The sequence below is a fragment of the Tardisphaera saccharovorans genome, from assembly GCF_046635845.1.
Lineage (GTDB): Archaea > Thermoproteota > Thermoprotei_A > Marsarchaeales > UBA168 > UBA168.
Window position 1 is genome coordinate 310,781 of record NZ_JAQQXN010000002.1, and the last position, 13,970, is coordinate 324,750.

Genomic DNA, 13,970 nt, shown 5'->3' on the forward strand with positions numbered 1-13,970 from the left:
ACTCGCCTGAAACATGCACGGTTTTAACTATGTGGCTTTCTAGATCAGAAAAACAAGCTGTTGTCCGCTAACTGGTGGTGTTCGGCCAACGCTTATAAGCGTTGTTCGCTGTAAAGACATGATAGATTTTAAGAAGCGCATTCAAGCGCTGTTCAAAGGAGCTTCTATTGAGTACGCCCTGATCAGTTCTTACGAATCGTTAAGGTATTTTTCAGGCTTTAAGGGGCTTGGCGGAGCCTATCTCCTCCTCAGTGCTGACGGCAGGAGTAGGCTTTACGTGACAGAGCTGGAGGCTCCGGATGCTCAAGACGCTAAGTACGACGAGTTGGTGGTGGTGGAGAAAACCAAGAACTTCCAAGACGAAGTGTTGAGGTCGGTTGGCCAGGAGGCCTCGAAGGGGGTACTAGGCCTAGAAGATGAGAGCGTGACCCTTTCTTTTTATGAGCATATAAGGAAGTACAACGACAAGTGGGCAGGTATTTCACAGGTCATAGAACAACTCAGGTCCATAAAGGACGAAGACGAGCTTAGAAGGATAAGAGGAGCTATAAGCGTGGCCGAAGAGTCATTTAAGGAAGTGCTAGAAGAGGTCAAGCCTGGCGTTACGGAGAATCACGTAGCAGCTGAACTCGAGAAAGCAATGAAGGAACGCGGAGCTGAAGGGGTTGCTTTTCCCACAATAGTTGCCAGTGGCGAGAGGGCAGCTAATCCACATGCAACGTCAAGCAGCAAGAAAATAAGAGATGGCGAGGTAGTGGTCATAGACTTTGGAGCGCAATATGAGGGTTATGACAGCGACTTAACTAGGACGGTCTTCATGGGAGACGTGGGCCAGATGATGAAAAGGTGCTTTGAGGCCGTCCGGGAAACGCAAAACACGTGCTATAACTCGTTGAAAGTGGGGCAGCCTCTCTCAGAAGTTGCCAAGTTAGCCATAACCAATCTGGCGAAATATGGGCTTGACAAGTACTACATACACTCATTGGGCCACGGTATAGGGCTTGACGTTCATGAGTATCCTTACCTCAGCGTAACGTCAAAAGATCACCTCTCGCCTGGCCACGTCTTCACTATAGAGCCCGGGGTTTACATACCGGGCGTGGGAGGTATAAGGATAGAGGACGATTTTTTGGCTGAGGAGAAAGAGGTGAGGCGGTTATCGTCTCTGCCCGTCGTGCCTTAGGTCTTTTTTTGCAGCGTGTCATTACTGGCGTCTTGAGGCCGGTTTACGCGGTATATGAAGACGTTCTCTGGAGAGAGATAAGAGACGGAGCTATGCCGACATCGATCGCCGTCATCCTTGATGGTAATAGGAGATGGGCGACGCTTTTCGGTTTTCCGCCTAATTACGGTCACGAGGCCGGATACAATAAGCTAAAGGAAGCGTTGAACTGGTTTTGGGAAGTTGGCGTAAAGGAGGTCACGATTTACGCGTTGTCAACTGAGAACATATCCAGGAGGCCCAAAGATGAGGTCTCACACCTTTTATCTCTATCCGCCAAGGGGCTTGCGGAGCTGGCAGAAAGTAGAGATGTATTTGAAAAAAGGGTAAAGGTCAAGGTGATAGGTGACTTTTCCTTATTTTCTGAGGATTTATTAAATGCCATAAGGCTTGTTGAGCAGAGGACGGCAAACAACGATGATCGGCTGTTGCAAATAGCCTTGGGGTACGGCGGAAGGGATGAGATCGTCAAAGCTGTGAGGAGTATCGCCTCAAGGGTAGCTAGGGGAGAGTTGTCTCCCGACGATATAGATGAGGAGGTTGTATCCTCCTCGCTTTACACCGCCGGCTCTCACGATCCGGACATGATAATAAGAACTGGAGGCGAGGAGAGGTTGAGCAACTTCCTGCTCTGGCAATCATCTTATTCTGAGCTCGTTTTCTTGGATACCTATTGGCCTCAGTTTCGGAAAATAGACCTCTACAGGGCCATTCGCACGTTTCAAAGGCGCAAGAGGAGGTTTGGTTCGTAGCGTTCTTACAGTTAAGCGAAACTCCATGGTAACCTCTTCAGGGGGATTTTACGTAAGAATCCTGATTCTTACAAACGTTAGGCTTTCAGGAAGCCTTATAATTGCGCGCGAGATTAGCAATTATGATATTTTTTGAACAGGTTGCGGTAGCCTCAGCCTCCGTTATAGCCGCAATAGTCGTTCTGATAATAATTATAATATTTCTTGCTTACTCCATAAGGATAGTTAGGGAGTACGAGAGGTTGGTCGTTTTCAGGTTTGGGAGAGTCATAGGTGAGAAAGGACCTGGCATAGTTTTCATAATACCTTTCGTAGACGTGCCCAAGAAGGTGGACCTCAGGGAACGTTACATAACCGTCCCTCATCAGACATGCATAACGAAAGATAACGCGCCAGTGGACATAGACTTTCTAATATACACGAAAGTGTTTAATGCCACGGATTCTGTGGTTCAAGTGCAAAATTTCGAAGGCGCAGCTACGGGAATAGCCACGACGACCCTTAGGGCTGTCATCGGTGACATCCAGCTGGACGAAATATTGGCGAAAAGAGATACCATAAATGCCATACTGCGGAGCAAGCTGGACGAGGTCACTGCGAGATGGGGAGTTAAGGTATCGAGCGTTGAGATAAGGGAGATAATACCCCCTAAGGATGTTCAGGACGCCATGATCAAGCAGATGTCTGCCGAGAGGAACAGAAGGGCGATAGTCATCGAGGCAGATGGAAAGAAGACGGCAACGATCACCGTAGCTGAAGGCGACAAGCAATCCGAAATATTAAGAGCTGAAGGAGACAAGCAAGCAGCGATACTAAGGGCGGAGGGCCTTGCCACCGCGCTGAAAACGATTTCTGAAGCCGCGAAGACCATCGACGCGAAGACGATGACGCTTCAGTACTTTGACGCACTTAAGCAGCTGGGATCAAGCCCTTCAACTAAGTACATATTCCCGATGGAGTTCGTGACAATGCTTAAGCCCATATCTGACTTCGTGAAGGCCTATACCGAAGAAGGCGAAAAAAGAGATCAATCGTCGACTTGAATGGGAAGCGCTGGCTCTTCCTTGACCACGTTGAGCACCAAGTTCGTCGTGGTCCTTTCAACTCCTTGGAGGGCTAGTACTTTCTTGACGAACTTGTTCAGAGAATTTCTGTCTTTGAATTTCGCTCCTACCATTATGTCAAATTCTCCTGTTATGTCGTAAACTAGGGATACTTCGGGCATGGAAGCCAGCTCTTTTTCGATGTCGACTATACGGGGGCCATTTGCCCTTATCATGATCACCGCGGTGATCTCGTAACCTAGGCTATCCGGGTTAAGGATTGCTGTATATTTCCTTATTATCCCGTTAGTTTCTAAAGACCGAACCCTGTTAAAGATCGTGCTGGCATTTGTGTTTAATTTTTCGGCCATTTCTCTGTAACCCATTTTTCCATTTTCCTGAAGTAGCTCCAGAATTTTTAGGTCGAGCTCATCTACTTCCATACGTGTTACGCAGTCACTCTCTTTTAAGTTTGGCTAAGCTCTCCAAGAGAATGCAACTTGGGCTAGGTAGGAATTCGCGCGCAACTTTGTACGTCAGGGCTTTCCAGAAAGGGAAAACTTTTGAGCGCTCCAAATGCTTACATTATGTCGGATCAGGAGAAAAGGTATTGTCCTTACTGTGGGCATGAACTGCCTCCCGGGCAAATATGGTACTGCCCTTATTGTGGATCATCTTTAAAAAACGCCAAGCTTACTACAGGTTCAGCAACCACAGGTTCACTGATTTCAGGTTTCGATGCAACCCCACGCAGCACAAGAAAAAGGCCTATCGGTGTGCTCGTTATAGGCGTCTTATCGATTTTGACGGGCGTAGTGCTGCTATTCCTCGGCGCGGTTATGCTTGCCATGAGAGTCATGTTAACGCCCTCGTTACTTAACCAGCTTAACTCGCAAGTCCTCTCAACTTACGGTATAACGGTCACCTATTCTGAGATAATGTCGTACTCGCTTTACATGGGTGTCGCGTCTCTGGCGATGTCGGTCTTGATGTTCATGTCGGCCGCAGGGCTACTTACCATGAAGAGATGGGGGCTTGTGCTTTCAATCATAATAGCTGGTTTTATGACCCTGTCCTCACTTCTTTACGTGGTAGTGCTTCTTGATTTTGTCTTTGCTTTCATCTTTTTGGCATCATTAGCGATTCTAGTCTACCTGGTAAGAAGTCGCGCGGTGTTTAGATGATGCTGAGCGCGAGATAAGCATAATTGCGACCGCTTAATTTCAAGAAGGTTGGCGCAACAGGAAGACCTAGATGAGCTTGCTAGAAGGAGAGGCTTCTTTTGGCCGAGTTACGAGATATACGGAGGGGTTGGTGGGCTTTATGATCTTGGACCTAACGGCACTAGCGTGAAGAATCGCATCATTCAGCTCTGGAGAGATCACTTCATAAGGTCGTCGCAGTATCCGATGGTGGAAATAGAGACACCCATGGTAACACCTTATGAGGTCCTAGAGGCCAGTGGGCATGTTGAGTCCTTTACAGACCCGCTCACCATATGTCCAAAGTGCCACAGGGTCTATAGGGCGGATCAGTTAGCGGAGCTTCAGCTCGGTATTAAAACGGAGGGCATGACGATTGAGCAGCTAAACGAGCTTTACTCCAAGGAAACCGTAAAGTGCGAGGCATGCGGGACGAGGCTTGAAAGCGTTCAGTCGTTTAACCTACTGTTTCAGACGTGGATTGGACCGTTTAATTCTGAAAGGGCTTTCCTAAGGCCAGAAACAGCTCAGGGTATATTTACGGCTTTTAAGCGCACGTTTGAGACGGCTCGCAGGAAGCTTCCACTAGGGGTGGCTCAAGTAGGCCGCGTTGCGAGGAACGAGATATCTCCCAGGCAGAGCCTCATAAGAATGAGGGAGTTCACCATAATGGAGTTTGAGTTCTTCTTCGATCCAGAGGATGGCATGGCGCTGCCCAAAGAAGTTGCCGATATCGAGCTCAGGATCAAGCTTTCGTCCGGTCAGCTCTACGTTGGCGCGCTTGGAGATGCCCTAAAAAACGGTTACGTGGCAAACGCTTGGATCGCTTACTTCATGTATCGCACCCTGACCTTTATGAGCGCTCTCGGTTTTTCTACCGGCGAGGTGTTATTCCTCGAGAAAGGCGAAAAAGAGAGAGCACACTACAGCTCGCAGACGTTCGACGTTATGGTCCCCACCAAGGGGTGGGGAGACGTAGAGGTCGCTGGCATAGCGTACAGGACCGATTACGACCTTAGGCATCATTCTCAGAAAAGCGGCGAGGACCTTTCAGTGTCGGTTGCCATTTCTCAGCCATATACGCGCACCGTGGTTCGCGCAAAGGTGGACAGGGCAGCTATAGGCAAGAGGTTTGGAGAGAGGTCAAAGGAGGTCATAGACGCCATAAACCAGCTGGCGGCTTCTGGAATGCCCCATGGAAAGGTCATCCTTAACTTGTCATTTGGCTCGGTGGAGCTCGACGAGGGAATGGTGAAGTTTGAAGAGGTGAGCGAGCGGGTCACCACTCGGAAGTTTTATCCTCATGTCGTTGAGCCGTCCTTTGGAGCCGATCGCCTTCTTTACGCGGTTCTAGATCACTCGATAACAGAAAGGGAAGGGAGGAAGATCCTATCGTTACCCCCAATTCTGGCCCCTTATGACGTAGCGGTTTTCCCGCTAATAGACGACGAAGCAATGAAGACTAAGGCTTTAGGCTTGGTGTCGGCGTTAAGGTCCAGTGGATTTTACGTGTTTTATGACGATGATGGGACCATAGGTAGGAGGTATGCAAGGGTGGACGAGGTTGGCGTGCCTTGGGCCATAACTGTGGACGACAGATCACTGAAAGGAGAGGGCGTAACCATAAGGGATAGAGATAGCTGGCAACAGTGGAGAGTTGCCGACGATCAAGTTCTATCGGTACTCGGTAGGCTGAGGTCTGGCGAAAAGCTCTATCAGATGGACTTGCCAAAGGAGCGGTAGCGCGAAAACTGATAAGCGTCCGTTCTAAATAATAATGCTATGGAACACAGGATAGAGAGGAGGATGAGGGTGAAGAAAAACGACTCGGTCAAGGAGGGCCAGGCGAAGATTAATCCCCAAACTGCGACGCAGCTAAAGATAGTGGATTCCCTTGAAGTCGTGGTTGCTGGCAAGAGAAAGCTTGTACTTAAGGCATTGGCAGGAGCAGATGTTCCAGCAAGTGAGATATGGGCATGTCCAGATGACATGACCAAGTCTGGCGTCGCGGATAACAGCATTGCAACGATCAGGGCTTATTCTGGGAGCTGATCGCGGGCCGGGCTTAGGATGTTATGATTTTATTTTCATATGCGGATTTTTCCCGACAATTTTATAAACGCGTGCATGCTTATGCACAAATGGAGATTTCAGATTTCACCACGCTGGATCAAGTGGAGGTTAAAGGAAAAAAAGTGCTGGTTAGGGTTGACTTCAACTCGCCCATAAATCCTACCGATGGCTCGATAATGGATATGTCGAGGATAAGGGAACACGGAAAAACTATAGGAGAGCTTGCCTCGAAGGGCGCCAAGGTGGTAGTCATGGCCCACCAGGGACGGCCTGGAGATGAGGATTTTACATCGCTAGAGGCGCATGCCAAGGCTTTGTCGAGCGTGCTCAACAAAGATGTTAAGTTTGTAGATGAGATATTTGGTCAAGGTGCTAGGGAGGCAATTGAAGGCCTTAAGGAAGGAGATGTGCTTGTGCTGGAGAACGTTAGGTTCTATTCGGAAGAGATGATCGAGAAGGACGCCGATTTGCAGGCGAAGACCATAATGGTGAGGAAGCTTGCCCCTCTTTTCGACCTTTACGTTGGAGACGCGTTCAGCGTTGCGCATAGACCTCATGTATCGATGATGGGTTTTCCGGTCGTGCTGAAAAAGGCCATAGGCCGTGTTATGCAGGCCGAGCTCGAGGCGCTTACCAAGGCGCTAAGCCACCCAGAGCACCCAGCCATTTACGTGCTTGGAGGAGCTAAGCCGACGGATTCCCTTAAGGTCGCAAGCCGGGTTCTTAAGGAGGGATTGGCGGACCTCGTGCTGGCCACGGGAATGCTTGGCCAGCTCATACTGGTGGCGGAGGGCTACAATATAGGCCAGGCGAACTTAAATGCCCTTAAGAAGAAGGGCGCCACGGATGACGTTATAGCACAGGCTAAATCCTTGCTCAAGGCCTATCCGGGTAAGCTAAGGGGACCCGTTGATGTTGCGGTGGATAGGGGAGGGAAGCGCGTGGATGTCCCTGCCTCTGACTTGCCTACGGATGACCCCATAAAGGACATTGGTGAGGCGACAGCTAAGTCCTACGCGAAAGTGCTGGACGATGCCAAAACCGTGGTCATAAACGGCCCGGCGGGAGTCTATGAAGAAAGCCAATTCCTAACGGGAACGAAGGTCATATTCGAGAGCGTCGCCAACAGCAAGAGCTTCTCAATACTGGGCGGTGGGCATACCATATCCGTGGTTGACGAGCTTGGCCTACAAGGCAAGTTCTCGCATATAAGTACTGCCGGCAAGGCCATGATAGACTTCATTGCCGGAGAAAAACTTCCGGGCATAGAGATCCTAAAGAACAAGCCATAATTTCAAGAAGCATTTCCTTTCTTTCCTTTTAACCGGTGCGTTGTGCGACTTAGCGTGCTGGTCGATATGTTCGTTTTTTGCTGATAAGTTAAATTCCCATGATCAGCCTTTGCGCTAAGAAGCTGGGATATCCAGCTTCTAGAACCTTTCTAGCGGTGCCGGCAACGTCATACTTCACCCTGATCATCTCTACTGAAACCGTGTCATCGATCTTAACCACGCAGTAAGCGGCTCTGGGATCGCCATCCCTTGGCTGCCCAACGCTTCCAGGGTTAATCACAGTGGTCTTCGTGAGCTTTTTTTCGTATTGGACGTGAGTATGGCCTAAGGCGATTACATCATAATTCGAGTCCAGCTTGTAGGCGTCCTCTGGATACACGTACTCAAAAAGAGGGTTAGAGGGAGATCCGTGTGTCATAAGTATGTGCATGGAACCCAGCGTAAGGTCCATCTTGGGCCTTAGCGATTTAAGATAACTGAGGCAGCTAGAGCTTAGGGATTTTGCGTTCATAGAATCTGCTATTACGGCTAAATCGTTGTAGCCCGCGAAGTCATTACTAATTATGGAATAGTCGTGGTTTCCCATTATGGCGTAATCGAAGAGCGATGAGCCAATATCGCAGACTTCGTTGGGCCATGGATAATATCCAACTAGGTCTCCCAGAAAAGCCACGTAGTCAATGCGCCTGCCCTCCATGGATTTTATCACGGCCTTTAGCGCGGGCAGGTTCGAGTGAATGTCTGATAAAAATGCCATGTAGTAACTCAAATTCGCTTGGGGCTCGGGGTTGAGGCCTCTTCATCAGTTACTAACTGGACTATAACCCTTGCCTTGTACTCCTTGGCCTCAAGCGGAGGCATGGGGCCTAAGTCCACCGCAAAGGAGACCTGGTTGCCAAGCCCGTCAGTGAACCTGATCTCCGCAACCCATTTCTTCTTTGGTTCCGCTGTTGACAGCTTTGCTATGCTGTCCATTATTCTCGTTAGCGCCATTTGGAGCGAAGTCGGGCTTGCCAAGTCTTGGGGTGTGAGGGTCAGGGCTTGCATCCCTCCCATCACCTGTCCGATTTTTGCCGTCCCACTAAATATAGCTATGGGCTGGTTCTCGTTTTCCATTTCAAGATTAGTGGTAATGGTCGCTTATAACTTAAGCGCTTTTGGTCGCGTTAAGCTTTTTAGCGGTTGAGCATTGAGTTGTGGCGCCAAGCGAGAGGTTCAAAAATTCCTCATTTTGCATGGCGCGGCCCCTCGCAAGAGGGGCCCAGGCTTGCATGCGAATTGACCTTGGATGATCGAGCTCAATAGCTTCTTAACTCCTTTTCCATCATCTTCATCTAATACTACATCGCATTCCGATTTGACCTTTTCAGAAGCGTTTCTTACAGCTACCGAACAATCCGCCCAGCGCACCAGATCTAAATCGTTTAGTTCATCTCCAACGAAAAGCGTTGGTCCGCTTTCATTCATCTTGCTCATAGCTTCCATTACAGAGGAAAGCTTATTGATGCCCTTTGGCGTTAAAAAGTACCAGTTCTTGTAAGGCTGCAATTCATACTCGGCCCCCATCTCTTTGGCTTTGCTTAGCAGAGGCCCTAGGGATAAATCATCTGTTATGATTAGAACGTTGCCCGTAGCGTACGTTAAGCCTTGAGGTAAAGAGCTAATATAGGCCTGCCATGTGTCGTTGGTCCTCAGCACCTCTCTGTTGCTAGTTAAAATCACGCCCCCCTCTTCCAGTACCAAAGCATCCGTGCTTTTGACGAGCTTTTCCAGGTCAGGTAAGGAGTTCTTAGGTCTTCCCGTGGCCACAATGATCCTCACTCCCTTAAGCCTGACCTGTTGCATGAGTGATACTAGCTCATCATCGATGGCGTTTCCATTGGAAAGCGTTCCATCGTAATCCATTATGAGGTATTTTGGATTCATGGTTTGACTACCTTATCTAGTGCCTGTTGGATGTCCCATAAGAGGTCCTCAGCGTCCTCGAGACCTACAGAAAGCCTTACCAGCGACTCTGAGATCCCTGCCATTTTGAGCTCCTCCTTACTCATGGAGCCGCCAAAGGCAGATGCGGGATGCATTACCAAGCTTTCCGCCCCTCCGAGGCTTGGAGCTACCTTTATTAACTTGAGTTCACGCATAAAACTTAACGCCTCTCTTTCCCCTCCATTTATTTCGAAAGAGAGAACAGCTCCATATCCCCTTAAAATGCGTTTTGCTACATCGTGGGTTGGATGAGACGGAAGCCCGGGATAGAGGACCTTGCTGATCCTTTTATCACCCTCAAGCTCCCTAGCTATCTTAAGTGCAGATGCTTGCTCTGCCTCAACCCTTACCTTTAGGGTCTTTACTCCCCTGTGCACGAGGTATGCTGCGTGAGGGTCCAGTATCCCTCCAAGCATCCTCCTCCAGTTCCAAACGTCACTTATGTCCAATCCCACCACCGTTCCGGCGCTGACGTCATTGTGGCCAGCCAAAAACTTGGTCGCGCTGTTGATTGACGCACGTGCTCCGCTTTCAAGTGGCTTAAAATTCACAGGGGTGGTGAACGTGTTATCAAGCGCTAAAAATGCGTTAAAACGCGTGCATTTTTCCGCCAGTGCTGGTACGTCGATGACGTTTAGCGTGGGATTTGACATAACTTCGGCGAAAACCATGGTTGTATCGCTTGTAACAGAGTCTATAAGTTGGTTTCCTCTGACTACATTGACCTTGACGCCGTATTTTGCTAAGTTATTTGCGAGGGAAAGTGTTAAGCTATAGACCTCGGAAGATAGGAGCAGCGTGGATCCAGGCTTTAATTTAGAAAAGAAGAGGGAGGATATGCCTGCCATTCCCGACGAAAAAGCGTATGAATCCGCCTTTTCGTCATCGGTTTCCAAGGCTTTGATGACGTTTTCGAGCGCAAGCACTGTAGGATTATCCTCTCTAGAGTACCTCAGAGGGTGTCCGTGGACAAGAGGCGCTTCATCTGTTGGATATGGAAAAATGGCGGTTTGATAAATGGGGGGAATTATGCTGCGCGGGTTGATTTGGTTTGCTTCATCAATGGCCTTCGTTGAAAAACCGGTCTTCCTTTGCATAGGCGGCGTTTAACCGCACTTATAAACTTGTATGGTTTTGCGGACGGTGACTTTCATGAAGCCGGCAATTTTGTTTGATTAAGCAGCGTTTCTTCGAATTCATTGGCCACGGGTTACCGCTTAAAATTAGTCACAGCTTAGAGTTAACTTGCATTAAGGTGGTGAGCGATTGCGCGCGAATAAGGCGCTTTTGGCATCTGCTAGACGATGACCTGTTATCTGCGGTGACCCAGATTCTATTTCAACGCGACCGTTCACCATCAACTCAGAAAGGATTAAATAATATGGGATTAATCAATAGATGTCGATGTTAGCTATGTCAGACTTAATTCAGGTGATTCCGTGATGTCAAAGGTACCGCCAACGGTCAGAACCCCGGCAGAAGGTGAGTTGATTGGAGTTGTGGTGCAGTTGCTTGGATTTGACAGGATCCGGGTAAAGTGCACCGATGGGAAGACCCGTATGTGCAGGATCCCCGGCAAGATGAAGAAGAAGAGCTGGATTCACGAAGGGGATTACGTGCTGGTTACGCCATGGGATTTCCAGCCTGATACTAGGGGGGACATAGTATCGGTTTACACAAAAGAGGAGGTAAAGCAACTGCAGGCAGCTGGAATAATACCCGCATCGCTTTCATCCTCTACTTAGTTTTCGTAATTTCCCTCTTGTCTCGCTCACCACGGATTCCGTCTGCAGATGGCATTCAGTTAAACATACGGTTTTAACTTTGCAAAATGGGGATGTTTCCTGAAAGCTGAGGTAAAGCTGGCGGCGCAGGAAAAGATGTCCTCTTCTTGAACGGGGAAAAGAGGTACAAGCTCAACGCAGTGCTGGGGCTGCATACACGCGCGGTAAAGTTCTTCTCATCTTTCCGCGTAGCTGACGGGAGGGTTCTGCAGGACCTGGCGCATTACTAAGCCGGGGTTAGGTTTCCGCTATCCTCGGCGCTCGCGGAAACGATCAGGGGCAAGGTAATCGAGCTGGCAAAAGCGAGTTTAGCTCTTAAGAAGGAATTCCGCGTCAAGAGGGCCTCGCTCAGAGTCAACCACCGTGCTTTCAAGCTGGGCCGAGCGGCATACGAAATCCATTCCCTATTGTCTGCACCTTAAGCTAGACGGTACATGGAAAGGAGGATGGTGCCCGATCCAGTTCGGCGAAAGGCAGAAGGACTAATGGATTGTGCATTAACCGGTAACGGCTCTCTCGGACAAGTGGAGCTGACGAAGAGAGGGGCGAGTGGTACTCCCGCTTCACCGTGGAGAGGCTTTCAGATTACAAGCCCCAAATCCCAATTGGAGTAGATCTGGCAGAAAAAACCTGGCGTGCCTAATCGCCTTGGTAGGTGATAAACTGGTTAAGGGCACTCTCTTCAAGGGATCCGCGATCAAGGAGATCGGGCAGAATTGCTTTAAGGCAAGGAAGACCATTCAAGAGAGGAGGACCTGAACGCGGTAAGGAAGCTTGGCGATATGGCCGCGGTTATGGTACGTTTTTGAGGTGTTCTTAGAATTAAAATAGGCCGCCTTTATCTCGTTGGCCTTTGCCTTGTGCTCCTAATTTGCTACAGCTCCCTGAAAGGCAGAAAGTGAAACCTGCTGTTCAATTTCTTGCCCCCGTCGAAGCGGTTCCTTATGCCCGTTAACCATTCTAACGGTTACGGGAAATTGAAGCGCGCGCTTTACGGCTTTCCTAGATGTGGCGCGAGGGCCATGCTCGACCTTTCTTTCCTCCCTTCTGCCGAGCTTTGCGGAAGGGAGTTGACGTGCCCCAGCTGCGGTTTAACCCACAACCGCGACCTCAACTTGGCTCAGCTCGGCCCGTGCCTTAACGAAACGCGCGGCCGCGCTGCCCGAATCCTGAAGCCCTGCCCGCAAGGATGAGGTAGTTTATCTAGAAAGTAAGCCAAGAAAACTTAAATCTGAAGACTGCCTCAACTTATATGTTAAATTTAAGACCGTTCAAGACTTTAAAAATGGTTAAAATGCAAGGAGGTGACCTTAGTGGAGTGGTCTGAAGAGGGTGGCTTTGCCACTAAGGCAGACAGAGAGAAGCTCATAAAGGATAGCGAATTAAGGGAGTCGCTCGAAGGAGTTTTTGACTCGATAACGCTTAGGTACACTTATGAGCTCATAAGAAGGGGAGTCATAAAGAGGTTCATAACGAACATATCGCAGGGGAAGGAGGCTAGGGTTTACGTGGCTGAGGGTGCAGACGGATATGTAGCCGTGAAAATATACTTCACGTCGGCCTCGGAGTACTACAAGACCATGCCGATCTACATAGAGGGGGATCCGCGTTTCAGCCATTTGAAGAGAGGCGACCGGAGGGAAATCGTGGAAACGTGGGCTAGAAAGGAATACGCGAACCTTTCCGAGGCATATTCGGCTGGCGTCCATGTGCCAAAGCCTATCTCTATAAGGGGAAACGTCCTGGTGATGCAGTTGGTGGGAGGCTCCGAGCCTGCTCCTTTGCTTAAAGATGTGGATTTAACGCCCTTGAGCTGGAAAAGGGCATACAATCAAATAATGAATGACCTTGAAAGGCTTGTGGTTAACGCTGGTCTCGTTCACGGCGACCTCAGTGAGTACAACGTGTTATATTATCGCCGTCCATATTTGATTGACATGGGTCAGTCAGTTATGACTAGCCATCCTCGCGCCCAGGAGTTCCTTTTCAGGGATGTAAAGAACCTCAACCTTTTTTTCAGGAAAAAAGGGATAGGGTTAAAGGATCTCGTAAAAGATGACTTGATAACGAAATGGCTAGCCTCTCGCCGGTAATCTACGTCCCTCTCGACTCAAGCCTTCTGGGAAGGGTCTACGACATGTACGCGCTAACCGAGAAGGGAAAGCAACAGGGCGTCAAACTTACTATGGATAAGGATAGGGGCCTGATAATCATGGAAGCCACGTCACAGGCTGCGGTGCCTCTTTTGCAGAGGTACAAGGACGCAGTGACCCTTCTCTCGTTCGGTGCCCCATTTCAGGCGGCGGAAAAAATCATAGGAGACGAAAGCGTGGTGCTTCAGATAGACCTTGAAGATCCTATACTTCCCAGCGGGAACATCAAGCGGATCCTCTCGAGGTTGATAGGAAAAAAAGGCTCCGTAAAACAGAGGATTGAAGCGGCAACTAATACATCAATTTTCATAAAGGAACCCAAGGTCGTAATAGTCGGGAGCTTTGAAGCGGTCGAAAAAGCAAGGGAGGCGATCAGGCGTATAGCAAGCGGTCAGCCAATCCCCGCTGTCTATAAATACCTAGCTAATCTAAAATGAGAGTGAATTTTTTGGTTGCGTTTGGC

At 49.1% G+C, this 13,970-nt stretch carries 16 protein-coding genes; 11 read left to right on the plus strand and 5 right to left on the minus strand.

What is annotated here, in order from left to right; translation table 11 throughout:
- Positions 1-118: 118 nt before the first annotated feature.
- From PRZ02_RS05090 to PRZ02_RS05100, 3 genes are all read left to right on the plus strand, one after another.
- Entirely contained in the window at positions 119-1,183 is a 1,065-nt protein-coding gene (locus PRZ02_RS05090; protein WP_449464748.1) for a M24 family metallopeptidase, read from the plus strand.
- Between the two features lie 8 nt (positions 1,184-1,191).
- Positions 1,192-1,974: a polyprenyl diphosphate synthase gene (gene uppS, locus PRZ02_RS05095; protein WP_449464749.1), complete on the plus strand. Its 783-nt coding sequence runs from the start codon at positions 1,192-1,194 to the stop codon at positions 1,972-1,974.
- Between the two features lie 122 nt (positions 1,975-2,096).
- Complete coding sequence (locus tag PRZ02_RS05100) at positions 2,097-3,017, plus strand: SPFH domain-containing protein (RefSeq protein ID WP_449464750.1); 921 nt, start codon at positions 2,097-2,099, stop codon at positions 3,015-3,017.
- Here PRZ02_RS05100 and PRZ02_RS05105 read toward each other — a convergent pair.
- Positions 3,002-3,460 (minus strand): Lrp/AsnC family transcriptional regulator, encoded by a 459-nt coding sequence (locus tag PRZ02_RS05105; protein ID WP_449464751.1) that lies wholly within the window; start codon positions 3,458-3,460, stop codon positions 3,002-3,004. The two genes, PRZ02_RS05100 and PRZ02_RS05105, sit on opposite strands and share 16 nt — an antisense overlap.
- 333 nt (positions 3,461-3,793) lie before the next feature.
- On the opposite strand from PRZ02_RS05105, the gene PRZ02_RS05110 reads away from it, so the two are divergent.
- The 4 genes from PRZ02_RS05110 to PRZ02_RS05125 all read left to right on the plus strand — a co-directional run bounded on the left by PRZ02_RS05110 (position 3,794) and on the right by PRZ02_RS05125 (position 7,584).
- Complete coding sequence (locus PRZ02_RS05110) at positions 3,794-4,201, plus strand: hypothetical protein (protein WP_449464752.1); 408 nt, start codon at positions 3,794-3,796, stop codon at positions 4,199-4,201.
- Between the two features lie 48 nt (positions 4,202-4,249).
- The gene (glyS, locus tag PRZ02_RS05115; RefSeq protein WP_449464753.1) at positions 4,250-5,962 is read left to right on the plus strand and encodes a glycine--tRNA ligase; all 1,713 of its coding nucleotides are present in this window, start codon (positions 4,250-4,252) and stop codon (positions 5,960-5,962) included.
- Positions 5,963-6,001: 39 nt separating this feature from the next.
- Positions 6,002-6,271 carry a hypothetical protein gene (locus PRZ02_RS05120; RefSeq protein WP_449464754.1) on the plus strand — a complete coding sequence of 90 codons (270 nt, stop codon included), beginning with the start codon at positions 6,002-6,004 and terminating at the stop codon, positions 6,269-6,271.
- Positions 6,272-6,360: 89 nt separating this feature from the next.
- On the plus strand, positions 6,361-7,584 hold the full coding sequence (locus PRZ02_RS05125) for a phosphoglycerate kinase (RefSeq protein ID WP_449464755.1): 1,224 nt from the start codon (positions 6,361-6,363) through the stop codon (positions 7,582-7,584).
- 88 nt (positions 7,585-7,672) lie between these two features.
- Here the strand turns inward: PRZ02_RS05125 and PRZ02_RS05130 are convergent, their stop codons facing one another.
- The 4 genes from PRZ02_RS05130 to PRZ02_RS05145 all read right to left on the minus strand — a co-directional run bounded on the left by PRZ02_RS05130 (position 7,673) and on the right by PRZ02_RS05145 (position 10,667).
- Positions 7,673-8,341, minus strand: a complete 669-nt coding sequence (locus tag PRZ02_RS05130; protein ID WP_449464756.1) for a metallophosphoesterase family protein — start codon at positions 8,339-8,341, stop codon at positions 7,673-7,675.
- 8 nt (positions 8,342-8,349) lie between these two features.
- Complete coding sequence (locus tag PRZ02_RS05135; protein WP_449464757.1) at positions 8,350-8,700, minus strand: hypothetical protein; 351 nt, start codon at positions 8,698-8,700, stop codon at positions 8,350-8,352.
- A 99-nt stretch (positions 8,701-8,799) separates the two neighbouring features.
- Positions 8,800-9,510, minus strand: coding sequence for an HAD family hydrolase (locus tag PRZ02_RS05140; protein WP_449464758.1), 711 nt, complete (start codon positions 9,508-9,510; stop codon positions 8,800-8,802).
- Complete coding sequence (locus PRZ02_RS05145) at positions 9,507-10,667, minus strand: trans-sulfuration enzyme family protein (protein WP_449464759.1); 1,161 nt, start codon at positions 10,665-10,667, stop codon at positions 9,507-9,509. Before PRZ02_RS05145 ends, PRZ02_RS05140 begins: the two co-directional genes overlap by 4 nt.
- Before the next feature lie 345 nt (positions 10,668-11,012).
- Here PRZ02_RS05145 and PRZ02_RS05150 point away from each other — a divergent pair, with 345 nt between their 5' ends.
- The 4 genes from PRZ02_RS05150 (at position 11,013) to PRZ02_RS05165 (ending at position 13,944) form a co-directional block, all read left to right on the plus strand.
- Positions 11,013-11,315: a translation initiation factor aIF-1A gene (locus tag PRZ02_RS05150; protein WP_449464760.1), complete on the plus strand. Its 303-nt coding sequence runs from the start codon at positions 11,013-11,015 to the stop codon at positions 11,313-11,315.
- 146 nt (positions 11,316-11,461) lie between these two features.
- Positions 11,462-11,584, plus strand: a complete 123-nt coding sequence (locus PRZ02_RS05155; protein ID WP_449464761.1) for a hypothetical protein — start codon at positions 11,462-11,464, stop codon at positions 11,582-11,584.
- A 1,074-nt stretch (positions 11,585-12,658) separates the two neighbouring features.
- A complete protein-coding gene (locus PRZ02_RS05160) occupies positions 12,659-13,447 on the plus strand; it encodes a serine protein kinase RIO (RefSeq protein WP_449464762.1) in 789 nt (262 codons plus the stop codon).
- The gene (locus tag PRZ02_RS05165) at positions 13,426-13,944 is read left to right on the plus strand and encodes a KH domain-containing protein (protein WP_449464763.1); all 519 of its coding nucleotides are present in this window, start codon (positions 13,426-13,428) and stop codon (positions 13,942-13,944) included. Before PRZ02_RS05160 ends, PRZ02_RS05165 begins: the two co-directional genes overlap by 22 nt.
- Positions 13,945-13,970: the final 26 nt, after the last annotated feature.